Raw genomic sequence first — 25297 nt, 5'->3', positions numbered from 1 at the left:
CAGAAATAAGGCGGAAGACCTGCCTCCACCCCAAAACTTATAAATTCTATAATGTCAAAAAAACCGGAGCGTTCTCCACGCTCCGGCTGATTTATTGGCCAACTCTATCAAAAATTAAAGTTCGTTGATAAATACCGTCTTCATTTTGCTGCTGTATTGCACATCAAGCCCAAGTCCCTGAACGAGCAAAGCCAGCGGAACATAGGTTTTGTTCTCTTTGCCGACCTTTTGCAGGAACGCTGGGGTTGCCGTCGTCGCCGACGTTCCATCTACTTTGATTTGCTTCGCGCCAATCGGGATTACAACCGTCCGGCTGCCATAAGTAATCGTGGCAGTGGAGGTGCGTGAATCCCATTTGCTTTGCGCTCCGACCGCATCGGTGATGTCCTTGATGGCCACGAACGTCTGCCCGTTCTTCAAGATTGGCGGATACGGCGTGTTCAACTCTTGGCCCTTCACCACAACAGATATCGGGGCGCCACCTGTTTTAGCGGTCGTCGTCCGATAGCTTCCCCAAACCGATTCAGCAAAAATCTTGGCGATTTCCTCATATCCCGCTTGGTTCGGATGGATATCCGTGTCGGAGAAAATATGCGTCAGCGAAATTTCCCGCCCGGTAAAAGCGGCTGCCACATGGGCTGCTTTGACCGGCTTCGCATCCCCAGCGTGATCGGCAACAATACCATCCACGATCCCGGTAAACTTACCGGCGAACTGCTGCAGCTCATCGTAGATCGCTGTGCCGGCCAGCTTCGGCACCGGCTGGTATTGGTCCGCAATCACGATTTGCGCCGAAGGATTCAACTCCTGCAAGATGTGGACGATCTCGCGCAGGTTGTCGCCATAATGCGTCAACACCTCATCGCCTTGGGCGAGGAGTTGATCCAGCGAGATGTTTTTCATATCCGGAAGCAGTTTCAGCAGGTCGTTCCCGCCGATCGTAATCGTGATCAAATCAGCTTTCTGCAGATCAGCCTTCGCTTGAGCGATTCCCGATGCAAAGGAAGCAATGCGTGGATCCGGCAAGTTCGCTTGAATGTCTGCGCCAGCCACCGGTACTCCTTTCTGGATTGCGGTCACGTAATTTTTCAAACCTTCGCTGGTCAGACCCAGAATACCGTAATTCACGGCAGACGTCCGTGCATGGAACAGCCCCTGTTCTTTCAGGCGTTCCACGAAGCCGTAAGGGACGCTCTGCTCAGTCATGCCCGGCTCGTACCCGGCTGTAATGGAATCGCCCAGCGCAACGATCAGGTAGTCATCGACCGCTGGCGCAGCTTGGGTTGGTTTTGCGGCAATGCCGCTGACCAAGATAAGAATGAGGGCGAGCGCTCCCGCAACAGCGGAAACCTTGTTCATACGATGATGCTTCAAGCTTTTCAACTCCTTGGATAAGAATTAAGTATAATAACGCGAAAAACCTGAGGTTTTTCGCTGTTGGCCTCAGGTCTCGTTGATGCATCATACACCGGCGAATGCTGCACACTCTGTGCTATTCCGGTTTATTCTCCGCGCGCCCGGTCCTTTTTAAATACTCATCATAACGGCCATCGACTTCCTTGGCCATCTTCCGGTAATTCAGCGTCTCCTCCACAATCGGATCCAACGTGGTCTGAATTCGGATTTCGTACTTCGGTGACAATCTTCTGCGTTCCTCCTCACGGCGTTCTTTCTCATTGCCGTATTCCCCTTCCGTCAGCATCTCGCTGAGCTCGCGTTCCAAATCCTTGCTATCGCTCATCCTGGACACTCCTTCCGGTAAATATGGATTAAGCATTTGCTGTCGCCAAATCTAAATCAATAACCATTACAGGCCCGTCGCGTCGGCAGCCCGGATAACTCCAAGCAGTTCGTCATGAATTTTGCCATTGCTGGCAACCAAATGACGTACGCCGATGTGATAAGGGTTGCCCGCGGTATCCGTCACTATTCCTCCGGATTCCTTTACGATTAGTGCACCCGCCGCAACGTCCCAAGCGTTCAATCCAACCTCATAATAACCGCTAAGCCGTCCCGCAGCAACATACGCCAAATGCAATGCAGCTGAACCGGCAGCGCGCAGGCTGCGCACTTGTCCAGACAACGCGTTCAGACCGCGCATATTTACCGGCAAAGCAAAATCCCGGTCCGGGTTAAACCCTACCGCAATCACGCTGCCGGACAATGTTGCATCGTTGGACACCTTCGACTTCTGCCCGTGGATGTAGGCGCCTTTGCCTTTCTCTGCCACAAACATCTCGTCGCGAATTGGGTCATATATCACGCCGATTATGACATCCCCTTTATATGCCAGCGCTATCGATACGCAGAAAAACGGAAATCCGTGCACGAAATTGGTCGTTCCGTCCACCGGGTCGACGATCCACAAATATTCCGACTCGCTCCCCTGCTTCAGCGCTGCAGCAGATGCCGCCGCTCCTGGGGCTACACCTTCTTCGCCAAGGATCTCATGATCTGGAAAATGCGTCAAGATCAGCTTGCGAATCATCGCTTCCGCACCCTTATCCACATCCGTTACCAAATCCTGCGGCGATTGCTTCGTACTCAGATCACGGTAGTCCCCCAGCCGGCTCTTAATCCATTCTCCCGCTTTCGCAGCGCAGTTGATCGCTACGGCCGTCGGACTCTTGCTGCCTACCACATATGGAACTTTCGGATTCGATTCCAATCGATTCACTCTACTTTCATCTTATACTGATAATTTACTCCCTAAAAACTATACGTCTTGAAATATGCAAAGTTGCGTCCTTTCGCCTGCCCGCCATGGAAATCAAACGAAAGCCGCTTTACTTTATATGCAAAAAGTCCGTGTCCAATCGCAGGGAATGTACCCCGCCGGAAACGAACTTTTTGCTGACTAACCGCAAGCGGTCTTTACGTTATGCACCTACGATATTATACCCGCCGTCTACAAAAATGACCTCTCCGGTAATTCCGCGGGACAGATGGCTGATCAGGAACATCGCCGTGTCGCCAACTTCAGCGGTGTCCGTCGTTTTGCGCAACGGGGCTTTCTCCTCAACTTGCTTGAGGATGGAGTTGAAATCGCTGATCCCCTTCGCAGCCAAGGTACGGATCGGTCCAGCCGAAATCGCATTAACGCGGATGTTCTTCGGCCCAAGGTCGTTAGCCAAGTAACGTACCGATGCTTCCAGCCCGGCTTTTGCCACGCCCATTACGTTATAGTTGCGCATTACGCGCTCCGATCCCATATACGTCATCGTCATAATGCTTCCGCCTTCCGTCATGAGCGGCGACAAGCGCTTCGATACGGCCACCAGGGAATAGACGCTGATGTCGTTAGCCAATGCAAAACCTTCACGGGACGTGTCCATAAACTCACCCGCCAGATCTTCACCTTTGGCAAACGCAATACTGTGCACCAGACCATGCAGAACGCCAAATTCAGATTTCAGTGTGTCGGCCAGTCGGTCGATCTCCTCATCTACCGTCACATTGCACGGCAGGATCAACGAACCTGGAATCGTTTCGGCCAGTTTGCGGACCCGGCCCTCTACGCGTTCACTTTCATATGTAAATGCCAGACGGGCACCTTGCTCTGCCAAGCTTTGCGCAATTGCCCATGCGATACTGCGCTCGTTAGCAACCCCCATCACGATCACATTTTTCCCCGCTAACAAATCACCCATGAAAATCCTCCTCTATATTAAATACACCTTCATTTTGTACAACTTACCGTATTTCCCTTCATTTTTCAAGAGAACCAGCGTTCAGCGGGCGGCTTGTCCACGAAAATTACGGCTGGATGCGCACGCTTGCTCCATCCAAAATCTCCACGCCTTCCTCCCGGTATCGCGCCAAATCCTCCATTAACGCAAATAGCGCCCCGTCCTTAAGCTTCGCCTCCAGCATCACGTCCACCCGATCGGTGATCGGAGCGATGCTGCGCAGAAACTCAAGCAGCGGCAGAACGATGACGTGATCGGCGTGCCCACGCGGATCGCTGGCGCTCTTCGGACTGGACGCATGGATCTTCGGCGGCAGCGGCTCGTCAGCCGGCGAATCGGCCTGCGCATACGGCGTTTGCCATGTCGCCAGAATTCGCGGCCACAGCTCCGCCGGGCTTTCGCCTTCATTGTTCACCCAATGGTGGTGAATATCCAGCACCATCGGAACCCCCAGCGCTTCGCACAGCTCCAGCGTCTCGCGAGCGTTAAACGTCTTGTCATCGTTTTCGAACGTCAACCGCTGCTTGATGCGTTCCGGAAGTGCCGCGACATTCTCGCGGAACCGGGCTCCTGCAGACAGCTTGTCCCCGTAGGCGCCGCCAACATGGATATTGTTCTTCGCCCGGGCATCCAGGCCCATCGCATCAAACATCGCAACATGATGATGCAGATCGCGGATCGAGGATTTCAGCACCTCAGGCCGCGGTGTACTCAGTACCGTAAAATGGTCCGGGTGAAAAGACACCCGAAGGCCGTGCTCCTTGACATATTTCCCCACGGCGGCAAATGGCTCGCGCAGCGCTTCGTAAGGATTCCAGTCAGACAGCGACTCATGCGTCGCCAGAGGAATCAGCTTCGAAGAGAAGCGGTACACCTGAATATCGTTGCCGACGTTATGCCGAAGCAGGCGCAGTGTGTTATGCAGGTTCTCCTCCGCAATCGTCTCCAGTCTACGGATCGCTGCCTCACGATCCGCAATTCCGTTAAACGTCTTTAACGTCATCGTCTTGGAAGGCGACGCGTTGGCGATTACGGTGGACATCGCCACATAACCGAAGCGCACGATCATTTCCGGTCCGGATCTCCGAAGAACATTTCGTGCGCCAGAGCGGTCTGCACGGCAGACTCCTCCTCCGTCAGCGGACGGATCAACTCCAGCTCAACCGAAGTAACTTCCTCTCCATTGAAGTTAATCTCAGCAACACAAGCGGTGATCTTCACGATCGCCACCGCCTTGTTATCCGGCGAATACGCGATGACTTTCTGACCTGTCGGGAACACGCGCAGCCCTTCTTTGAGCATTTTACCCTTGCCGTATTCTAACAGCTCGTACAGCTCCTGCTCTTTCTTGAATTTACAAACCGAGTTAAATTCCGTTTGAAATCCCACCGTTATCCCTTCCTTTCTTCAGCCGGCCGCCCGGGCGGCTATCGCCGCCGCAGACTAAATGCCGCTTTCGAATTCCAGCGCCTGCCGGGCTTCGTAGCGCTCCAGCGCCAACTCGATCAAGCGATCCAGCAACACCTCATAAGCTACTCCGGTTTCGCGCCACAGGAGCGGATACATGCTAAACGGCGTGAAGCCCGGCATGGTGTTCACTTCGTTAATCCAAATTTTGTGATCTGACTTCCGCACAAAAAAATCAGCCCGGCACAGCCCGCTGCCGGCAATCGCTCTAAACGCCTTAACCGCCAGTTCCCGGATTCGATCAGCCAACTCGGTATCGATCGGCGCAGGAATCAGCATTTGCGATTTTCCATCCAAATATTTGGCTTGATAATCGTAATATTCGCTGGAAGAGACGATTTCTCCGGGTACAGAGGCCAGCGGCTCATCGTTGCCAAGCACCCCAACCTCCACTTCGCGAGCATCGACAAACTCCTCGACGATCACTTTCAGATCATAACGGAAGGCCAGCGCCACGGAGGACAGCAGCTCTTCACGGTTGCGCGCTTTGGAGATCCCTACGCTGGAGCCAAGATTGGCTGGTTTGACAAAGCACGGATAACCCAGCTTCTCCTCGATGCTCTGGATCAGCGTATGGCTTGAACGCTCCCATTCAGATGCAGTGAAATAGCAGTACGCACATTGCTCAAGTCCGGCTTCGGCGAACAACTTCTTCATGATGACCTTATCCATCCCGGCCGCGGAAGCCAGCACGCCCGCTCCAACGTAAGGCAGATCTGCCATTTCGAACAGCCCTTGGATCGTGCCGTCTTCACCGTTGGTGCCGTGCAGCAGCGGGAACACGACGTCAATTTCCGATTGGCCCGTCGAAAGCTTGCTGAACAACAGCCCCATCGCAGCAGCCGTATCGCCTTTGCTCTCTTCCAGCTTCAGCTCTTCCAGTGCAGCAAACGGCGCGTGCAGCTTCTCGCCTACCTTCCATTTGCCCTGCTTATCAATATAAAAAGGAAGCAACTCGTACTTGTCAAAATTAAACGCCTTAGATACGGCGAAGGCCGTCTGCAGCGAAACCTCATGCTCTCCTGATTTACCCCCGTAGATAAGGCCTACGGTTATTCTGTCCTGTCCCATGAGCAACCTCTTTCCTTCATATTAGGTAATTCAATCACCTTCATTGAATTCATCTCTAGAAGCGGTCCGCGATATGATAAAAACGATACACTGTCTTTTCGGTCCAGGCATAGGAATCCCGGTAATCCCAATAACGGTGCTTGCTTGGTGTCGTATGGGCGTTAACCAGCGGCATGCCGCCAGCGTCGAACGCGGTCACGATCGTATTGTGTTGAAACATGCCGTTGCCGTCCCAGTCATAGGCGATTACATCGCCCAGCTGGAGTTGCTCCGGACGCTCGAGCTGTTCGGCGCGAAGTCCGGTTCGGCTCTGGCCGAGATAGCGCGCTAACGCATTGGCCACTGACCAGCTGTAGCTCCACAGCTCCCGTCCACCGACATAACCTTTGTACCACCAGCCCGATTCTCTTTTTCCAGTATAGTTTATTGGGGCTCCGCCTGCAAAGAGGCACTGGGAGATATAGTTCGTGCAATCCACCTCAAACGCGGCGAATTCAGGATTAAAGCTGTCCCACCACCGATCCGCGTATAACACGGCTTCCTCACGACGGTATGCGATGCTGCGTGAGCCTCCTAACCCGAGAACTTCATGGTTCAAAAAAGGCCGCGGCACAGCTCCCTTCCGCCCCGCCGCTTCTGCTTCATTATGATCAGGGAGCACCATCACCGGATGCCGCTCAGGCACCGGCTGTTCCACCTTGCTCACGATCCAGCCGGAACCGTCGCGCGCCAAGGTGAGCCGCTGCTTTTCGATTCGCTCCTCCTGATGGCGGGCTCCGCCCTTTTCATAGTAGATTTTGCGGGACAACTGCAGATCGACCTCAATCTCGCCCTCACGCTTCTCGATCTCACGCACCAGCTTGGCTCGGGTCTCGCAGCGCAGCGGCGAAGCGCCCCGAAGACGATACCAGCTCTCCAGTCTGCGCTTCCGCTCTCCCCGCCGCATGAGATAATCCACATCGGTTACGACCGTGCCCCCGCTAGGCGTGCGATAGTCCACTTCGTCCTGGTTCTGTTCGTTTACATAAACCGATAACGTCTTCTTCCATTCCTCCGCCATACGTCCACGCCTCCTTTTCACTATTAGCCATTATATGAATGCCTGGGAGGGAGTATGTTCTGCACCTCGCCGCCCTAGGCTTGAAAGCCTATTCAACCGCACCGGTAAAGCCCAAACGAGCCAGAATCAGGCTCAAAAAGTACTTTACTCCCCACGGCAGGAAAGGTATACTTAAGTCAGGAATTTTTGAAATAATGTTTCATCTAGTGAAACTACGAATCAAGGAGGTTCATTCATGTCAGCGAACGATTTTTTCTCCGCTGCCCGTACGTTGGAGGTCGGCGGCAAGAGCTACCGTTACTATGACCTGCAGGCTCTTGAACAACAAGGTCTGGGCAAGATTTCCAGACTTCCGTTCTCCATTAAAGTATTGCTTGAAGCCGCTGTCCGCCAATATGACGGAAGAGCGATCACTCAAGAACACGTGAAGCAAATCGCCGGTTGGAGCGAGGGCCGCGATGAGAATAAAGAGATTCCTTTTATCCCCGCTCGTATTGTGTTGCAAGATTTCACCGGTGTACCGGTTGTCGTTGACCTCGCTGCGATGCGCGACACCGTGAAGAAAGCCGGCGGAGATCCAAAACAGATCAACCCGCTTGTGCCGGTTGACCTCGTTATCGACCACTCTGTCATGGTCGACGCGTTTGGTTCCCCAGATGCGCTCGAGTACAACATGAAGGTTGAGTTCGAGCGCAATGAAGAGCGTTATCGCTTCCTGCGCTGGGCGCAAACCGCTTTCAATAACTTCCGCGCCGTACCTCCGGCTACCGGGATCGTTCACCAGGTCAACCTGGAGTATCTGGCATCTGTAGCCGCTACGAAGAACGTAAACGGCGAAACGTTCGTTTACCCGGATTCCCTCGTAGGTACCGACTCCCATACGACGATGATCAACGGTCTTGGCGTCGTTGGCTGGGGCGTTGGCGGGATCGAGGCCGAAGCGGGTATGCTGGGGCAACCGCTCTATTTTGTCGCTCCAGAAGTTATCGGGTTTAAACTCACGGGAAGTCTGGCTGAGGGCGCTACGGCAACCGACTTGGCGCTGACCGTTACGCAAATGCTGCGGAAGAAAGGCGTTGTCGGCAAATTCGTGGAATTCTACGGTCCAGGCCTGACCAACATCAGCCTTGCCGATCGCGCAACCGTGGCAAACATGGCCCCGGAATACGGTGCAACGATTGGTTACTTCCCGGTAGACAAGGAAACGCTCGCTTATCTGCGCAGCACCGGCCGCTCCGAAGAGCAAATTGCGCTGGTTGAAGCTTATTACAAAGCCCAAGGCATGTTCCGCACGGACGATACCCCGGATCCGGTATTTACCGATCTGATCGAGCTGGATCTTGGCTCCGTTGTCCCAAGCTTGGCTGGACCGAAGCGTCCGCAGGACCGCATCGAACTGACAGCGATGAAAGAGAGCTTCAACTCCATCATCCGCACGCCGGTTGAGAAAGGCGGTTACGGCCTGACTGAAGAGAAGATCGAACAGAGCGTACCGGTGAAGCATCCGGACGGTTCGACGAGCGAACTGAAGACCGGTGCTGTCGTGATTGCGGCGATTACGAGCTGTACGAATACCTCCAACCCAAGCGTTATGGTCGGCGCTGGCCTGCTGGCGAAGAAAGCCGTTGAACGCGGTCTGACCAAGCCGGGTTATGTGAAGAGCAGCTTGACTCCGGGCTCCCTCGTGGTAACGGAGTATCTGCAAAAAGCCGGCTTAATCGAGCCGCTCGAAGCGCTTGGCTTCCACGTTGCCGGTTACGGATGCGCAACCTGTATCGGGAACTCCGGTCCGTTGCCGGACGAAGTCAGCGCAGCGATTGCCGATAACGATCTGACGGTAGCGGCAGTGCTCTCGGGCAACCGGAACTTTGAAGGTCGCGTCCATGCGCAAGTGAAAGCGAACTATCTGGCTTCTCCGCCGCTGGTCGTTGCTTATGCGCTCGCAGGTACGGTAAATATCGACCTGCAGAACGATCCGATCGGCTACGACCGCGACAATCAACCGGTTTACCTGAAGGACATCTGGCCTACTTCCCAAGAAATTAAGGAAGCGATCGGTCAATCGATGAGTCCGGAAATGTTCCGCAGCAAATACGAGAATGTCTTCACGCAGAATGAACGTTGGAATTCCATTCCGGTTCCGCAAGGCGAGCTGTATGAGTGGGATGAGAAATCGACGTATATCCAAAATCCACCGTTCTTCGAGAAGATTGGCGAAGGCTTGTCCGACATCGCGGACATTCGCGGCGCACGCGTGCTGGCTCTGCTCGGCGATTCGGTAACGACCGACCATATCTCGCCAGCAGGTAACATTTCACCAAGCAGCCCGGCCGGCAAATATTTGACCGAGCATGGCGTTGAACGCAAGGACTTCAACTCCTACGGGTCCCGCCGCGGTAACCATGAGGTAATGATGCGCGGTACGTTCGCGAACATCCGCATCCGCAACCAAGTGGCACCGGGGACAGAAGGCGGCGTAACGAAATACTTGCCAACGGACGAAGTGATGTCGATCTACGACGCTTCGATGAAATATCAAGCCGAAGGCCAAAACCTCGTCGTCATTGCCGGCAAAGAATACGGTACCGGAAGCTCCCGTGACTGGGCAGCGAAAGGCACGTACCTGCTGGGCGTTAAAGCGGTTATCGCGGAGAGCTTCGAACGGATCCACCGCAGTAACCTGGTAGGCATGGGCGTTCTGCCGCTGCAATTTAAGGAAGGCTTAAGCTGGAAAACGCTTGGCATCGACGGCACCGAAACGTTTGATATCGAAGGCCTGAGCAATGACGTGAAACCGGGCCAAGAATTAACGGTAACGGCAACTCGTCAGGATGGCAGCACGTTCCAGTTCAACGTGATTGCCCGCCTCGACAGCATGGTCGATGTGGATTACTATCACAACGGCGGTATCCTGCAAACCGTGTTGCGTCAGATGATCGCAGCAAACGCGTAAATCAACATGAAAAAGAGTTCCCTTCAGTTGCCGTGAAGGGAACTCTTTTTTTTCTTATCGCCATGCCTCTAGATTGCAAATGTAGTAATCCGATTTCGACACGATCCCAAAGCCTGTTCTGCGGTAGAGCTCCAGCGCATTGCGATTTTCCGTAATGACGCTTAAGCGAATCCGCGTTCGTCCTTCCGAAAGTAGCAGTCGCACGGTTTGCATCAGTATGTCCCGTCCATACCCGCGCCCTTGGATGTCCGGCGACACGCAAAAATCATGGATCACCGCCGTATCGCTCCCCAGAAGCTTCACCCGGATCATACCGACCCGCTCCGCCCCGTCAAAGCCAATGTACGCATGCCGATTAGGCTCCCGGGTATTCCCGAAATAGCGCAGCGTCCACTCCTCCGAATCGCCAAAGGCTTGAGTGGAGCAGCGTACCATAAAACCGAAATCCTCCAGCGTTTCCGGGCGGATCACGAGGTTCGGATTTCTGAGCTCCTCACGATGTAATGCTTGAAACTCCATGGCGTACTGCGATTTGTCGAACTTGGCGCTAAGATGCTCCATGGTATGTTGACCGGCATCCGAATCCGCCGGAACTTTAAATCGACAGGATTGAATCCCCTGCTCGCGCATATCCTTTGCCGCCGCCTCCAGCAAAGCTCGAAATACTCCTTGGCGACGCCGCTTAGGATGCACCATCGCGCTGATGTTCGCCTCGATCCCATCTACGGAATACCAGCTGAAGTATCCGATCAAGCGCCCCTCGGTCTGATAAAGATAGACGCGGTCGCTGCTATCTGCTGTCAAATTGTCTAAGCCAATGCGAAGATCAGTTCCATCTGTCTCACGGCAAATCTGCTCCAACTCGCGGATCGGATCGAGAGCTTCAGGAGAGAAGTTCGTTAATTGAGTAAGTAAATAATCCGCCACCTCTAACTCCCCCATTCATGGTAAGGATAATCTAATCATGATTTCATATCCCCGTCAATTCATGTACTCCTCCTACTTTACATCATATAAAATATCTGTTATATTTAATGTATAACAGTTAGAACAAAAAGGAGATGCCTGTCCGTGATCATTCAGTTGGATTTACAATCGGACGTCCCGATTTACACACAACTGGTCAATCAGATTATCGAAGGAATTGCCAGCGGACGGCTTCAACTGGGCGAACCGTTGCCGTCCGTACGCAGCTTGGCTTCCGATATCGGCGTTAACCTGCACACGGTCAACAAAGCCTACACGATTCTGAAGCAGGAAGGTTATATCCAAGTCCACCGCCAAAAGGGCGTTGTCGTCGATCCGGTGGCCATGCCGCCGATTACGCCGGAATTTCGCGAGAAACAGCGGCGCGAGCTGCGTCCCATCGTGGCCGAAGCGATCTGCCGCGGGATGGAGAAGGAAGAATTGCTTCGGATCGTAGAGGAAATCCATCAAGAGATTTCTCGAAAGGAGTAGAACGATATGCACCTGCTATCTACGTTTCTCTTATTGTTGATATTTTTGCCCTTGCTGGTGTCCTTAGCCTTGATGCCTTATTTGACTCGGGAGACGGTCAGCTTTGGCGTATCCGTGAGCGAGGAGCAATACTGGAGCGAACCGGTGCGGCGGCTGCGCAGGCTGTACGCCTCCATCAGCACAACTATCTACTCGCTCCTGCTGATTGCCTGCTTCGTCAGCCTGTGGAACAAGGATGGCAATGAGCAGGGCACCCTGTTTGCTATTTATCTCGGGGCTGTCCTCGCGATCTCCACGGGACTTTATCTAACGTTTTACTTCCGGATGAAGAAACTCCGCCCGTCCCTGCCCGCGGCTCCGTCCTCTCCTGCCGTGATTGCGGTGGACACCGGGTTTCGCCGCCAAAGGCTGACGTTATCGGGCAAGTGGTTCCTGATCCACGCTGTCATCATTGTCGTAAGCGCAGCTCTGACCCTAAGCCAATACGCGTCTATCCCTGATACGGTGGCGATGAAGTTTGATTTTTCGGGTCAAGTGGTCAGCAGTGCCGCCAAATCCTACCGCGTCGTACTGTTTCCTAACGTGATGCAGGTCATCTTAACGTTGCTGTTCTGGTTTGTGAATTGGTCGATCCATCACAGCAAGCAACAGCTCCAAGCCTCCGATCCAGAGCGCTCGCTCCGTCAAAATGCCGCGTTCCGCCGGAGATGGTCCGTCTTTACGGTGACCTCGTCCTTGGCGTTGATCCTGATGTTTTCGTTCATTCAAGTCAACATGATTCGTCCCATGGATATCGGCGTCATCATGCTGGTGAGCCTGGCTGTCCCTGTATTGATTGTGTTGTTTGCTATAGTACTGAGCTTTACGACGGGTCAAGGCGGCAGCCGGATTGGGCGCGGGCGTATCCTCGGCCATGGAGGTACCGCTCCGGTTCAGGATGACCGTTACTGGAAGCTGGGCGCCATTTATTTTAATCCGCAGGACCCCACTCTATTTGTGGAGAAAAGAACGGGAATCGGCTGGACGATGAACTTCGCAAATCCGATATTGTGGCTTACCCTGCTGGGCATTCTGGTCGTTATCTTCTGGTCTGCCTGGCTGGCGAAATAGGCGAAATAAATGGTACTTATTTGAATCATTAAGGAGGAATTTGAAATGACGAAGCGATCCCAACTGTTCAAGCATGCCACCGCTGCTGCACTCACCTTAAGTCTGGCACTTCCGCCGGTATCCGCAATGGCTTCTCAGCAAAGCGCCACCGCACTCATCCCTGTACGGGAGGCAGCCGAGGGGTTTGGCGCGCAAGTGGATTGGGTGCCTAGCAGCCACAGCATCATCATCACCAAGGACGGCCATAAGCTGGAGCTGACCCTTGGTTCGTCAGAAGCGTTGGTGGATGGCAAACGTGTTGTTTTGGAAGCGCCTGTACGCATCACACAAGGCCGAGCGCTGGTGGATGCCAAATGGCTGACCGGGGTGTTTGGGAAAAATGAAACCGCCGATGCGGGAGTGACGGACACCGCCGACTTGTTCCTGAACGCGTTGCTTGCCGGGAACGGTACCGAAGCGGCGAAATATGTAAGCGCCTCTGCTTCGGCTTACCTTCCGGCTCCCCTGCTGAATCAGCTCTGGGCCAATTATGAAACCCTGTTCGGTAAAGCGGTTGGCACACCAACCAAGAACGTATCGATCAATTCCGTCCACCGCAACGTGACGTACGTCTTTCAGACAAGTGCCGTTCCTGTGAACTTAACGCTGCGGCTGAATGCCGCTGGTGAAATCGACGATATGTATATCGCCGCTGCAGCCGAATCGGCCTACCAGAAGCCGGCCTACGAAGACCCCTCCGCTTATACCGAGCGGGAAGTCACCGTTGGGGAAGGCGCCATGGCCTTACCGGGCACCCTAACGCTGCCTGCGGGCAAAGGTCCGTTCCCTGCTGTCGTGCTGGTGCACGGCTCCGGAACTAACGACCGGGATGAGACGATTGGCGGCGGCAAGCCATTCCGTGACCTGGCGGTGGGCCTGGCTGCGCAAGGCATCGCCGTCCTGCGGTACGACAAAGTGACCTATGAGCATACCTTCAAAGTCGCCGCCGATCCAAAGTTTACGCTGAAAAAAGAGACGGTTGACGATGCCCTGAAAGCGGTGGCGTTATTGAAACAGACACCGGAAATCGATGCCTCGCGCATCTTCGTTGCGGGCCACAGCCAAGGCGGTTATGCGATGCCGCTGATCATCGCAGGCGATACCAGCGGCGACATCGCCGGGACGATTCTGCTGTCCGGGCCAAGCGGCAAGTTCGCCGATCTGTTGGCGGAGCAGCAAGCCGGGCTCGTCAGCCGCGTCAAGCAGCTGGGGTTGGACTCAGCACCGTATGAGCAGCAAGCTGCGGTGTATACGTCCATCGCTGCGATGGTTAACGACCCGCAGTATACGGTAGATCATATGCCGGAGCAATTCCCGGCCCAACCGGCTTACTGGTGGTTCGAGCAGAAGAATTACGTGCCGACCGAGCTCGCCAAACAGCAATCCGTTCCGATGCTGATCCTGCAAGGCGAGAACGATTGGCAAGTGACGATGAAGCAATTTGAAGGCTGGAAAACCGCCCTGCAAAACCGCAACGACGTCACGTTTAAGTCTTACCCGCAGGTCAACCACCTGCTGGCTAAGGTGGATGGTCTTTCGATCGGCGCCGAATACGCCCAGCCGTCCAACGTCTCCAAGGAGATCATCGACGATATCGCCGCTTGGGTTCTGGGAATCAAATAAGGCACGTGATGCTTGCTGACTGCCACGGCGTCTAGTGAGCTCACCAATAAGGCCATAATAAAAACGCCTGCGCAAGGGTCCCTCCCTGCGCAGGCGTTTTTGCCGTGCACTGCATGCTGATCCGCGGCTGCCGCCAGGCGCCTACATCAGCATGCCCATCTCCCGGGCCGCCTCCACCAGGATCGGCCCGTACTCCTCCAGCCGCTGCAGCGTCAAGCGGCTGACCGGCCCCGACACGGACAGGGCGGCGGCAAGCTTCCCTGTCCGGTCAAAAATCGGCGCGGACACCGCCGACGCCCCGGGCTCCCGCTCCTCGTAGCTGGTGGCATATCCGATCTTGCGGATATCCTCCAGCTGCGCCACATAGGCCGCCTTATCGATCGTCGGCGGCCAGTCCGGGCTGTCCAGCACCGCCTGGAGCACTTCGTCGCCCGAGTAGGCGACAAGCACCTTGCTGGACGCGCCCACATACAGCGGCAGCCGCGCCCCGACCGGCGCCACCCGGCGGATGGCCTGGTTGCTCTGCACCGCCTGAATCCGTATCCGCTCGATGCCGTCACGTAAATAGAGGCTGACCGTCTCGCCAAGGCGGTCGCGCAGCCGCTCCATCTGCGGCAGCAGCAGCACCGCGGGATCGTCGCTGTGGGACATATGGGTCGACAGCTCCCAAATCTTCAAGCCGAGTCGATACTTCTCCGTAGCAGGATCGCGGATTACATAACCCCGATTCTCCAATGTGGTCAACAAGCGATGGACCGTGCTTTTATGGAGGCCAATTTCGGCAGCGATCTCCGTCAGCCCCAAATCGCTTGCTTTGGTGAAGCATCCCAATATATCCAACGCCCGCTCGACTGCGCGCACTGTCAGCTTCCGGTCTTCCATCCGGCATCCTCCTTAGGTTTCACCATATGAAACTCGGTTACATAAATTATATGAAAGAAGCGAATTTCCGTCAATGAAACACCTTCCATTGACATTCACTGGGGATCGACTTACGATTAAATCCAGGAGAATCGTGTTATTTCGACATTTTCTTCGATTCCCAACATTAAAAGCGTTTTCTTATATGGTAAACAGTCCAAAATTTAATCATATCATCTAGTAATGGGAGGGGAAGCGTATGAGCCACACCGGTCGAAATGATCTTCCCTTGCCTCCTTCGGCGTACGTTTCCGGCGATGTTCCCACGGCGACTGCTCGGCGAATTAGCATCAAAAACATTATTATTGCCCTCTTACTATCCGTGCTGTTCTTCTTCTTCTTCTGCTTCATCTCGCTGCACGGCTATATCGCCTGGGTGCTCTCTAACCCCAAAGTAGCGCCGCTTTATTCCAATCCGAAGCTGTCTATTAACTTGGATTACCAGAACATCACCTTCCCTGCGGCTGACGGGAGCCGAATGATGCAAGGATGGTATATTCCAGCGGAACATTCCGACAAAACGATCGTATTCAGCCATGGGTATGGGGCCAACCGAGAAGAGTATTGGATTCCGATGTATGATCTGGCCAATTTTGCCCATCGTCTGAATTTTAATGTCCTGATGTTTGATTACGGCTTTGCCGCACAAAACAGCAAGGAGGTCGCCACCGGCGGCAAAAAGGAAGCCCAACAGCTGCTCGGAGCGATTCAGGTTGCCAAGCAATTGGGCAGCCAAGAGATCATCGTCTGGGGTTTCTCCATGGGAGCCGGCACCGCGCTGCAAGCTGGTCTCAAAAATCCGGATATCGACGGCATGATTCTCGACAGTACGTTCCTGTTGGAGCCGGATACGATGTACCACAACATCCGCCAGCATATCGATCTGCCGCGCCATCCGTCGCTGGAGATCATCGGCATGCTGCTTCCAGTGCTCAACGGTACCAGCCTGCGGCAAATTCCATATAGCCAGGTCAAATCGGAGGATTATCCTTTTCCGATCCTGTTCATCCACGGTACAGAGGATGAGAAAGCGCCTTACCCGATCGCCGAGAAACTGGCGGAGAACCAAACGAACCCCACTTCCGGCGTATGGATTGTAGACGGCGCGCATCATGAGTTGATTTTCCGCGAGCATCCTAAGGAATATCTGCGCAAGGTGTCGCTGTTCCTGGGCCAGATCAAGCTCGCAACGCAAAAAACGAATATTCAAACCGGGTCCGCATCCGAATAGCATAATCCAACCCTCCTCACCAATAAGTTAGTAGTAATGTACTTCTTATCCCCGAGGAGGTAGGCCGAATGTTGTTCGTATACGGGCCTTTTTTGCCTGTACGCATATTAGAGGAAATCCGTTTCTGGAAGCAGCAAGAAGCAGAGCATACAGAAGTGATTCAGGCGATCGTGCCCAGCCTGGAAGCCGATTATGTGAAGCTGCTGGAGGAATGGAAGCCGATTTTTGAAGGGACGGAGGCCGCCGCTGACAGGCTGCTGCAATACGCCTTGGCTACGCCCCATGCCGCTACGAGTCCAGAGGTTATCCGCCAGACGGAACGGCTTCTGCGAGCCTCGTGTCAACAGTCGCAGGAATTTATCCGCCACCTGGAATACATGCTGAAGCACAGCGCAGCCGTGAAATCGGTACCGCTGGCGCCCGTGGTGCTGCTGCACATCATCCGGGAATCTGCGTACTTCCTTGAGGTGCTTGAACGGCTAAATCGGCCGGGAGAAATCGCTGGCAGCATGGCCGCAGCGCCGCCGTATCCCGATCCGTATCACGCTGCTGGAGCGCAGCCATTCTATCGTGAAGAAGAGGCTCAGGAGCTGGCGGCCACCCCCACCTCTGAGCATCCGGAACTGACGGACGACGTGCTCCCTGCCATCACCGATGAGTTGAACAGATCCGAACCCTCTGAGGTGGCAAACCCGCCCGAAGAGCCAGACGGAATAGAAACAGCCAACATCTCCGAAGCCAGCCTTGAAGTGGAGGCTGGGCAAGAACATAACCAGGAAGAACAGGAACAGGATGAACTCAGCCTTCGCCAAGAACCAACCGCTGATGACAACACGGAAACGCCCACGGCGCGCATACCAGAACGGTCCGTCCCGATCGGCGGACATCCCCTCCCTCCGCTGCCTTATCCGTACAATGCGTTGGAGCCATATATCGACGAACAGACGATGCGCATTCATCACGACAAGCATCATAAGACGTATGTGGACGATTTGAACAAAGCGGAGCTTAAGCTGCAGGACGCACGGAAATCCGGTAATTTTGATTTAGTGAAGCATTGGGAGCGGGAGCTCGCCTTTAACGGCGCAGGGCATTATCTGCATACGATTTTCTGGGACATTATGCATCCGAAGGGCGGCGGCAAACCGCAAGGCGAGCTGCTGGAGCAGATCAAACGGGATTTTGGCAGCTACGACGCGTTCCACAAGCAGTTCTCTGAAGCCGCAGCCAAAGTCGAAGGCGGCGGCTGGGCCATCCTGGTGTGGAGCCCGCGCGCTCACCGGCTGGAAATTCTCACAGCAGAGAAGCATCAGAACCTGTCGCAATGGGACGTCGTTCCACTGCTTCCGCTGGACGTTTGGGAGCATGCCTATTACCTGAAGCATCAAAACGCACGCGCCAACTACATCAAAGATTGGTGGAACGTCGTCTATTGGCCCGCCGTCTCCCAACGCTACGAAGCCGCGAAAAAACTAAAATGGCAGCCGTTTTAATCGGCTGCCATTTGACGCTAAAAGACCTCTGGTTCCCGAGGCTAATCCTCGAAACCAAAGGTCTTTAATAAAGACTATTCCTTTATGAGCGAAAGGAACTCCGCCCGGGAAGCCGCATCCTTACGGAAGCTTCCGCGTACGGCCGAGGTCACGGTTTTGCTGCCGGGCTTCTTGACGCCGCGGGAGCACATGCACAGGTGCTCGCCCTCCACAACAACCATGACGCCTTTGGGTTGCAGCACTTCTTCCATGATGTCAGCAATTTGCGAAGTAATCCGCTCCTGCACCTGCAGGCGTCGGGTTACTGCTTCTACCAAACGGGCCAGCTTGCTGAGCCCGGCGATTCGACCGCTTGGAATATATCCAATATGGGCTTTGCCGAAGAAAGGCGCCATATGATGCTCGCATTGACTGTAATAGACGATGTCCTTTACAATGACAAGCTCTTCATGGTTTTCTTCGAAGGTAACTCCCAGCACATCCCGAGGATCGACTTCATACCCGGCAAAAATCTCTTCATACATCCGCGTCACCCGGGCCGGTGTTTCGATCAGCCCTTCGCGTTCCACGTCTTCCCCGATCAGCTTCAAGATTTCCCGAACATGATATTCGATTTGCTCCCGATGATCGCCTACCCGTGTATTAACGTAATCTTTCAATCCGGACATCTTCAGCGCCCCTCCTTTCATAGAGTATGGCGAAACGTTACTTTATTTTCTCTTCTTCGTCGGCCGTCCCGCCCCCGGCAATGGGCCACCTTGATTTTTCATCATCTGCTGCGCGCGCTGCATTTGCTTGCTGTTCAGGTTATACCCCATTTGCTTCGCCATTTTTTGCAGCATTTGCGGGTCGTTTTGCATTTTCGTTAACTGTCTGCGGAGATAAAAGACCCCGATCACAAAACCGCCAACCAGACCGACGATTAAAGTAATAATTGGAATAACAATATCCATGTTTCAGCCACCCCTGAATAATAATCGTGTTACCTTAGCTTGTAAGGCTTGCACACTCCAAATATCATAGCATCCAGCCTCACGTGATTCAAGGATTCACGCCAAAACTGCCTCAATAAACAACGTTGTCTCTGTGGCGAGGTCAATCTCATTCACGTCCAGCTCATCGCCGGTTCCGCGTACGATCCGAATCACCGGTCGGCCTGGTAATCCCCGGTGCTGTCGGACCACCACGCCGGTCTCCTTCGTCCCAAGACGAACCGAAGTCCCGTTCGGGTACACGGAGATAATGCGCATAAACTCCACCAGCACCTCGTGATCCAACTCCTGTTCCGAGCAGGCCATCAAATGCTCGCAAGCCTCATGCGGCAGCAAGACCCGCCCGTCCTTGCTTGCACCGCTGACCAAATTATCGTACATGTTCGCAACAGCGACGATGCGTGGAAACAGATGAATTTCATCCCCGGATATCCCCCGCGGGATTCCTTTGCCGTCCGGCCGTTCATGATGTTGCAGTGCCGTATGGGCAATCAACAGATTAAATTCGCGTTTGTGGCGAAGCAGTTCATAGCCTCTCCAGGTGTGATGGTGCTTCGGGTCCTTGGCGTTGGCGCCTTCCGGCAACGGCACGGATTTGCCGATATCGTGCAGCAGCGCGCCAATCGCCAAATCCTTGAGCTGGGAGTACCCGAGCCCCAAGTTCAGTCCAATCATCGAGGCGATCAAGCTGACGTTCACCGCATGGATATAAGCGGCATTGTCCGCTGTCCGAATGTCGGTGAGCTGTAACAGAACCTCTTTGTTATTCAACACGTCGGTTAACAGGGAATCCACGCTGGCGTTGATTTTGCGTGTGCTCCAATCCTTGCCGGAACGAATCGCCTGCAGCGTCTCGGACATTTCCCGGAACATCGCCTGCTTGGTCGCCTCGCTGAGCACATCTTCGATTTCGATATCATCGAAGTCCGGATCTTTAATGTATAACATGGTCACACCGATCCGCTTAAGCGTGTTAATCATAAAAACCGTAAGCTGAACCCCTGCCGACAATAACACGGTGCCGTTGGCGGAATACACCGTTTTACCTAAATATTGCCCCGGTTCGATATCCTCGATACTGATGAAACGCATATTTTATGTTATCCCCCTTGCTGGATATCAGTCCCCGTTGGAAGCCTGCAGCTTCTGCTTGGCTGTCTGAAGCCGAACCCGCACTTCTTCCTCCTGCTCGGCGTCAAGCGCCCGGTCGATCGCTTCCTCGGCCTCCTTGCCGCCGATTCGGCTCAGCGCCCAAGCTGCAGTTCCTCTTAGCTCTGGCCGCGGGTCATGAAGCAGTATATCTATTAATTTCGGCACGGACGCCGAATCTTTGAAGTTGCCCAGCGCGATGACCGCGTTGCGTTGGATCGGTTTTTTGCCCCTCCAAGCTGCAGCGCTGTCACCAAAACGTTCTTTAAACTCACGGTTACTTAAGTCCAGCAAGGGGAGTAACAGCGGCTTAACCGTTTCGGGATCAGGGGCCAACTCCGGCCGATGATTCCAGGACTTTCCTTTATTTTTCGGGCAGACAATCTGGCAAGTATCACAACCATAAAGGCGGTTGCCCATCTTCACCATAAATTCCTCGTCCAGAAAGCCTTTCGTTTGCGTCAAAAAAGAAATGCACCGCTGTGCGTTTAACTCCCCGGGACCCACTAACGCTCCCGTCGGGCACGCGTCGATGCATTTGGTGCACTCACCGCAATCCTCCTCCACCGGGGTGTCGGGAGGAAACGGAATATTAGTGATCAGCTCGCCGAGGTAAATCCACGAGCCCCACTTGGGGGAGATGATCGCGCAGTTTTTCCCCTTAAAGCCGATCCCTGCACGATCCGCCACCGCCCGGTCCACCAGGGCGCCGGTGTCGACCATGCTCTCGATCCGCGCTTCGGGGACGCGCTCGCGGATGAAGGCTTCCAGCTTCGCCATCGTCTCGCGAAGCACCTGATGGTAGTCCCGCCCCCAGGCGGAGCGGGCCAGAATGCCTCGCCGTTCGCCGGGCGCTGACTTCGGGGGATTCTCCATCTTCGACGGATAGGCGACCGCGATGGATATTAATGAAGCCGGCTCCGTAAGCGATAATTCCGGATACACCCGCTTGTCCAGATCCGGCTCCTCAAAGCCAGATTCATAGCCTTTATCCCGCCGGTCCTGCAAAATTACCTTCAGCGACAAGAACGGATCCGCGCTGGCAAAGCCGATATCGTCGATCCCCAGCTCCGTTGCGGCCTCCTGTATCTCCCGCTTCAGCTGCGCCCAGCGGTTGCCTCCTTCCGGTAAACGCGTTGTGCCGGTTTCCGCCATAGACATATGTCCCCCTCCTTCCTGTTCATGTTGCCGTAAAGGCTGTCTGTTGTATTTTTAAGAAGATAAGCGTTTAATCGCTTCCCTTGCTAACTGGTCGCAATAATTGTTCAGCTCGTTGTCGCTGTGTCCCTTAACTTTGATGTACTCCACCTTGTGAATGCCCATAAGCCGCCACAGCTCCTCCCAAAGATCGCGGTTCTCGACAGGCTGGTTCTTGCTGTTCTTCCAACCGTTCTTTAGCCAGCCGCGAATCCAGTTCTGCTGAAAGCAGTTCACCACATAAGCGGAGTCGCTGTAGACCTTCACTTGACAAGGCTCCTTTAATTGACTGAGCGCGGAAATGACCGCCTGGATTTCCATGCGGTTGTTGGTGGTCATTTTTTCGCCGCCGGACAAGTCCTTCCGATGCCCATTAAACATCAGCACCGCGCCCCAGCCCCCTGGACCCGGATTCCCGGAGCACGCCCCGTCCGTATAAATCGTCACTTCCTTCACAGTTCTTCCTCCCAAACTAACGGCTTATAAACTACGGATCTTTGGAATCGGCCAAAAAACGAACTCAGCGCGGCCAACGATCCACTTCTCTTTCACGCTGCCAAAATAACGGCTGTCCTTGCTTCGTCCCGCGTGACGGTTATCCCCCATCACGAAATATTGTCCGTCCTCCAGTTTCAGCTCCGGCATGTCGCCGTCCTCGATAACCGAGTCGGTGTACGGCTCGTCCAGCGGCTGCCCGTTAAGGAGCAGTCGGCCGTCTCGCACCTCAACGGTATCCCCCGGAACCGCCACGATTCGCTTCACCAGAAACGGCTTCCGGTCCGCATCCACACTCGGATCCTTCAGCACGACGACCTCGCCGCGCTTCGGATGTTGAAACCGATACACCAATTTATCCACGAACAGCCGCTCCTGCTCTTCCAGGGTAGGCTGCATCGATTGTCCCTTCACCATGGATAAGTTAAAAACAAATACGTTTAACAGCAGCATAATGACAAAGGCGATCACGATCGTCTTTAGCATCTCCCACAGTTCTGCGGCCCACCGCGATTGCGGAGCGTCCGCTTGCGGTTCATTAGCAGAGCGTTCAGGGGCTAACGCTGCCTTGTGTTCCGAATCCATCATCGGTTCCATTGTGCACCTCATCAAAAATGAAACAAACTATATAAATAGAAAAGCATATCCTTCACCCATTTGCAACGGATGGAAGATATGCTTCAACATTTCCCATTTCTGTCATGGGAAGTTTCATCAATTGGATCCCGTCAGCGTCCGGGCTGCGATGCCAAGCTTCTGGAAGGCTTCCAAAAACTTGCCTGCCCCATAGCCCATCGCCTCGTAGAGCGGCATGATCGCTTTATTATGTTCATCTCCTGCGACCATAATCCGACGGACATTCCGCTGCTGGAACCGTTGTTCCATTGCGGTTACAAGGCTGCGTCCAACGCCGCGCCGGCGGTAATCAGGATGTACGGCCATGCGGTAGATACATCCCGTGTTCTGATCGATCGTCCCGATCAATACCCCTTTGATCTCTTCCTCGACTTCTGCAACCATAATCAGCTCAGAATCCCAAGAAAGTTGTCTGGCAAACGCGCACTTGGTGTCTTCGTAGCAATCCTCCGATAAGGCCAACTGCAATAGCTCCATCACTTGATTTACATCACTCAACTGAAAGGAACGAATAAGCATGCTAAGATCTCCCTTTTCTTCACGCAAGATAGGCCGATGTAAAACATAACCCCCCTGATTTACATCAACCGAATATTTGATTCCAGACAAAAACGAGAAAAAAACAGCTTTCTTGTCCATTAAACCATAGATATCTCCAGAATACATCAATTTTCTTCTGAAAGCGCTTTAAATTAAGCGGTTACAATTATGAACTTTTACAAACACCCCTGTCCCGACTCGAATTTATGCATATATTTTTATGTGCTGCCAATAATAGGATTGTTATGCGGGTGTTAACGGCGAGGAGGCGATGCCTTCGCTTAACACTCGGATGACGAAGCGGGATTTAATTATTAACGGGAGGTAAGAACAACCATGGCACATGAATTGCCTGCTTTGCCTTACCCGGCAAATGCACTGGAACCTTATATCGATGAACAAACGATGATCATCCACCATGATCGGCACCATAACATGTATGTCACCAACTTGAACGCCGCGTTGGAAAGCGCGCCTGAACTGCAGAGCAAAAGCGTGGAGGAGCTGATCTCCAACCTGGATGCCGTTCCCGAAAGTATCCGTACGGCGGTGCGCAACAACGGCGGCGGTCATGCCAACCACAGCTTGTTCTGGAAGGTCATCGGCCCTGGCGGGGGCGGTGCGCCAACCGGTGCAGTCGCTGCCGCGATTGACAGCGATCTCGGCGGCTTCGATAAATTCAAAGAGGACTTCACCAAGGCGGCGACCACCCGTTTCGGCAGCGGCTGGGCATGGCTGGTCGTTGGCAAGGATGGCAAGCTTGCCGTCACCAGTACGCCCAACCAAGACAGCCCGCTCTTCGAAGGCTTAACGCCGATTCTTGGCCTGGACGTATGGGAGCACGCGTATTATTTGAAATATCAAAACAAACGACCGGATTACATCGCGGCGTTCTGGAACGTTATCAACTGGGACGAAGTGAACCGTCGGTATGAGGCTGCGAAAAAATAACGCTTCGTTCACGACAAACGAAGGAGGATACATCTATGGCAGAGCAAAAGCGTAAATTGACGAATGACCCGGAGGAGCTTCTCGCCGCTAAACACGCGGAGGACGCGCATAAGCAGCAATTCACGAACTTCGCCCACAGCGTCACCGGCGGCGGAGCCACCCCCGACCTCGGCAAAGTCTCGGACGAGGAGCACCGCGAACCCGACACCCAGAACCATATGAAATCTGTGGAGAACCGTATGATGTAATTGCAAAAAAATGGAAGGCGCATGAGATGCGCCTTCCATTTTTGATGTTCGCGGGGTGCGGCGGTCTGTGGCGGGGAGCGGCTGATTGCGGTAGTTATGGCCATATTGAGTTCAATTAGCGCCTCATCAAGCGGGAGTGACCTTAATAAGGCTATTCTGAAGCCCCCTCATACCGCATCCGTCGTGCAAATAAGCCCTAGTGCCTCACCGCACACTTTTCATACAAACTAGTTAGTCCCTCCCCCTGGTTACACCGTGCTGACCAGTCCCATTAGCGCTCCACATGAACATTCCATCCTTACACACTAGTCTTCCAAATCAACATACTTGGGCAAACAAGCTCTACCCTAATATGCTGGTGCTGGTCTCCCCCACAAATAGCAAGTCCCCAGCGCGTAAGACGCCAACAGGAATAACGGTAAAAAGTACCGTTATTCCCCTCATGCAGAGCAGATGCACCGTAATTAACAGTAATTTATGCCCTTATTTAGCCCGGTTACTGCCACAACAGGCGAAAATACCGAAATTAACGCCCCTTTTTACCGCTAATGGGTGCTAAATGGGGATTCCATGCAAAAATAGCGGTATGATTTACCGCTATTTTGCTAACGTGGATGTGCATTATCCCTTTGATTCAGGACTAAACCAATCTCCACTAAACGTATGGCTGTTGCCCCTCTGATTCCCGCTCGTGTGCTGTTACTGCACTGATCCTTGATTGAGTGCTGTTGCTTGCCTACTTCCTTTACTTCGTCGCTTCCCATTCTTCCTTTTATTCCTTTGCTTCTTCGCTTCCTCCTAGTCTGCTTCTCCTCGCAGTGCGCTTCAGCGTATTAAGCGCCAAAGTACCCGTTCAGAATCCGCAGGAACACGTTCGGGAACGCCAGGTTGTCCATGTCTTCCCGAGTGATCCACCGGTACTCGGCTGCGGTGTCATCGGCGGCGGCCCCGGCGTCCAAGGCCTGCGGCTGGGC

General features: G+C 53.9%; 25 protein-coding genes. 8 read left to right on the top strand and 17 right to left on the bottom strand.

Translation table 11 applies throughout. The features are described 5' to 3' along the window. Positions 1 to 114 precede the first annotated feature (114 nt). The 8 genes from RW092_RS12400 to RW092_RS12365 all read right to left on the bottom strand — a co-directional run bounded on the left by RW092_RS12400 (position 115) and on the right by RW092_RS12365 (position 7287). Positions 115 to 1374, bottom strand: coding sequence for a stalk domain-containing protein (locus tag RW092_RS12400; protein WP_316010342.1), 1260 nt, complete (start codon positions 1372 to 1374; stop codon positions 115 to 117). Positions 1375 to 1492: 118 nt separating this feature from the next. Then, complete coding sequence (locus RW092_RS12395) at positions 1493 to 1741, bottom strand: hypothetical protein (protein ID WP_016313529.1); 249 nt, start codon at positions 1739 to 1741, stop codon at positions 1493 to 1495. 66 nt (positions 1742 to 1807) lie between these two features. Continuing rightward, positions 1808 to 2677 carry an inositol monophosphatase family protein gene (locus tag RW092_RS12390; protein ID WP_174844485.1) on the bottom strand — a complete coding sequence of 290 codons (870 nt, stop codon included), beginning with the start codon at positions 2675 to 2677 and terminating at the stop codon, positions 1808 to 1810. A gap of 202 nt (positions 2678 to 2879) precedes the next feature. Continuing rightward, complete coding sequence (gene fabI / locus RW092_RS12385) at positions 2880 to 3650, bottom strand: enoyl-ACP reductase FabI (protein WP_016313531.1); 771 nt, start codon at positions 3648 to 3650, stop codon at positions 2880 to 2882. A gap of 106 nt (positions 3651 to 3756) precedes the next feature. Next, complete coding sequence (gene uvsE / locus RW092_RS12380; protein WP_316010341.1) at positions 3757 to 4758, bottom strand: UV DNA damage repair endonuclease UvsE; 1002 nt, start codon at positions 4756 to 4758, stop codon at positions 3757 to 3759. Beyond that, complete coding sequence (locus tag RW092_RS12375) at positions 4755 to 5078, bottom strand: hypothetical protein (protein WP_016313533.1); 324 nt, start codon at positions 5076 to 5078, stop codon at positions 4755 to 4757. The genes uvsE and RW092_RS12375 overlap by 4 nt, the downstream gene beginning before the upstream one ends. Positions 5079 to 5132: 54 nt before the next feature. After that, complete coding sequence (locus tag RW092_RS12370) at positions 5133 to 6227, bottom strand: D-alanine--D-alanine ligase (protein ID WP_316010340.1); 1095 nt, start codon at positions 6225 to 6227, stop codon at positions 5133 to 5135. Positions 6228 to 6282: 55 nt separating this feature from the next. Further along, positions 6283 to 7287 carry an amidase domain-containing protein gene (locus RW092_RS12365; protein ID WP_316010339.1) on the bottom strand — a complete coding sequence of 335 codons (1005 nt, stop codon included), beginning with the start codon at positions 7285 to 7287 and terminating at the stop codon, positions 6283 to 6285. Positions 7288 to 7522: 235 nt separating this feature from the next. Here RW092_RS12365 and acnA point away from each other — a divergent pair, with 235 nt between their 5' ends. Continuing rightward, the gene (gene acnA / locus RW092_RS12360) at positions 7523 to 10240 is read left to right on the top strand and encodes an aconitate hydratase AcnA (protein WP_028539416.1); all 2718 of its coding nucleotides are present in this window, start codon (positions 7523 to 7525) and stop codon (positions 10238 to 10240) included. Between the two features lie 54 nt (positions 10241 to 10294). Here acnA and RW092_RS12355 read toward each other — a convergent pair whose 3' ends face one another. Next, the gene (locus RW092_RS12355; RefSeq protein WP_016313537.1) at positions 10295 to 11167 is read right to left on the bottom strand and encodes a GNAT family N-acetyltransferase; all 873 of its coding nucleotides are present in this window, start codon (positions 11165 to 11167) and stop codon (positions 10295 to 10297) included. Positions 11168 to 11311: 144 nt separating this feature from the next. Between RW092_RS12355 and RW092_RS12350 the strand changes: the two genes are divergently transcribed. From RW092_RS12350 to RW092_RS12340, 3 genes are read left to right on the top strand one after another with little or no spacing between them, the layout of a single operon-like run. Further along, complete coding sequence (locus RW092_RS12350) at positions 11312 to 11698, top strand: GntR family transcriptional regulator (protein WP_016313538.1); 387 nt, start codon at positions 11312 to 11314, stop codon at positions 11696 to 11698. A gap of 6 nt (positions 11699 to 11704) precedes the next feature. Then, a complete protein-coding gene (locus RW092_RS12345; RefSeq protein ID WP_316010338.1) occupies positions 11705 to 12808 on the top strand; it encodes a DUF1648 domain-containing protein in 1104 nt (367 codons plus the stop codon). Positions 12809 to 12853: 45 nt separating this feature from the next. Then, complete coding sequence (locus RW092_RS12340; protein WP_016313540.1) at positions 12854 to 14470, top strand: alpha/beta hydrolase family protein; 1617 nt, start codon at positions 12854 to 12856, stop codon at positions 14468 to 14470. A gap of 141 nt (positions 14471 to 14611) precedes the next feature. On the opposite strand, the gene RW092_RS12335 is transcribed toward RW092_RS12340, so the two are convergent. Next, a complete protein-coding gene (locus tag RW092_RS12335; RefSeq protein WP_316010337.1) occupies positions 14612 to 15352 on the bottom strand; it encodes an IclR family transcriptional regulator in 741 nt (246 codons plus the stop codon). Positions 15353 to 15590: 238 nt separating this feature from the next. Here RW092_RS12335 and RW092_RS12330 point away from each other — a divergent pair, with 238 nt between their 5' ends. Together RW092_RS12330 and RW092_RS12325 are read left to right on the top strand one after the other, a co-directional pair. After that, complete coding sequence (locus tag RW092_RS12330) at positions 15591 to 16622, top strand: alpha/beta hydrolase (RefSeq protein ID WP_316010336.1); 1032 nt, start codon at positions 15591 to 15593, stop codon at positions 16620 to 16622. A 68-nt stretch (positions 16623 to 16690) separates the two neighbouring features. Further along, positions 16691 to 18115, top strand: coding sequence for a Fe-Mn family superoxide dismutase (locus RW092_RS12325; protein ID WP_316010335.1), 1425 nt, complete (start codon positions 16691 to 16693; stop codon positions 18113 to 18115). A gap of 74 nt (positions 18116 to 18189) precedes the next feature. Here the strand turns inward: RW092_RS12325 and folE are convergent, their stop codons facing one another. From folE to RW092_RS12290, 7 genes are all read right to left on the bottom strand, one after another. Next, on the bottom strand, positions 18190 to 18783 hold the full coding sequence (gene folE, locus RW092_RS12320; RefSeq protein WP_028539409.1) for a GTP cyclohydrolase I FolE: 594 nt from the start codon (positions 18781 to 18783) through the stop codon (positions 18190 to 18192). Positions 18784 to 18825: 42 nt separating this feature from the next. Then, positions 18826 to 19068: a YneF family protein gene (locus RW092_RS12315; RefSeq protein WP_016313545.1), complete on the bottom strand. Its 243-nt coding sequence runs from the start codon at positions 19066 to 19068 to the stop codon at positions 18826 to 18828. 96 nt (positions 19069 to 19164) lie between these two features. Beyond that, positions 19165 to 20199, bottom strand: coding sequence for an HD-GYP domain-containing protein (locus RW092_RS12310; RefSeq protein ID WP_316010334.1), 1035 nt, complete (start codon positions 20197 to 20199; stop codon positions 19165 to 19167). A 27-nt stretch (positions 20200 to 20226) separates the two neighbouring features. Continuing rightward, the gene (gene queG, locus RW092_RS12305) at positions 20227 to 21417 is read right to left on the bottom strand and encodes a tRNA epoxyqueuosine(34) reductase QueG (protein WP_316010333.1); all 1191 of its coding nucleotides are present in this window, start codon (positions 21415 to 21417) and stop codon (positions 20227 to 20229) included. 51 nt (positions 21418 to 21468) lie between these two features. Further along, entirely contained in the window at positions 21469 to 21909 is a 441-nt protein-coding gene (gene rnhA, locus RW092_RS12300; RefSeq protein ID WP_009227070.1) for a ribonuclease HI, read from the bottom strand. 24 nt (positions 21910 to 21933) lie between these two features. Then, on the bottom strand, positions 21934 to 22545 hold the full coding sequence (lepB, locus tag RW092_RS12295; RefSeq protein WP_028539406.1) for a signal peptidase I: 612 nt from the start codon (positions 22543 to 22545) through the stop codon (positions 21934 to 21936). Positions 22546 to 22662: 117 nt separating this feature from the next. Beyond that, positions 22663 to 23103: a GNAT family N-acetyltransferase gene (locus RW092_RS12290; protein ID WP_028539405.1), complete on the bottom strand. Its 441-nt coding sequence runs from the start codon at positions 23101 to 23103 to the stop codon at positions 22663 to 22665. Between the two features lie 357 nt (positions 23104 to 23460). On the opposite strand from RW092_RS12290, the gene RW092_RS12285 reads away from it, so the two are divergent. Together RW092_RS12285 and RW092_RS12280 are read left to right on the top strand one after the other, a co-directional pair. Next, entirely contained in the window at positions 23461 to 24075 is a 615-nt protein-coding gene (locus RW092_RS12285; RefSeq protein ID WP_316010332.1) for a superoxide dismutase, read from the top strand. 35 nt (positions 24076 to 24110) lie between these two features. Next, entirely contained in the window at positions 24111 to 24323 is a 213-nt protein-coding gene (locus RW092_RS12280; RefSeq protein ID WP_260071316.1) for a hypothetical protein, read from the top strand. Positions 24324 to 25297 lie beyond the last annotated feature (974 nt).

This window comes from Paenibacillus sp. 3LSP, assembly GCF_032465655.1.
GTDB classification, from domain to species: Bacteria; Bacillota; Bacilli; order Paenibacillales; family Paenibacillaceae; genus Fontibacillus; species Fontibacillus barengoltzii.
This window is presented reverse-complemented; position numbering and strand designations above follow the sequence as displayed.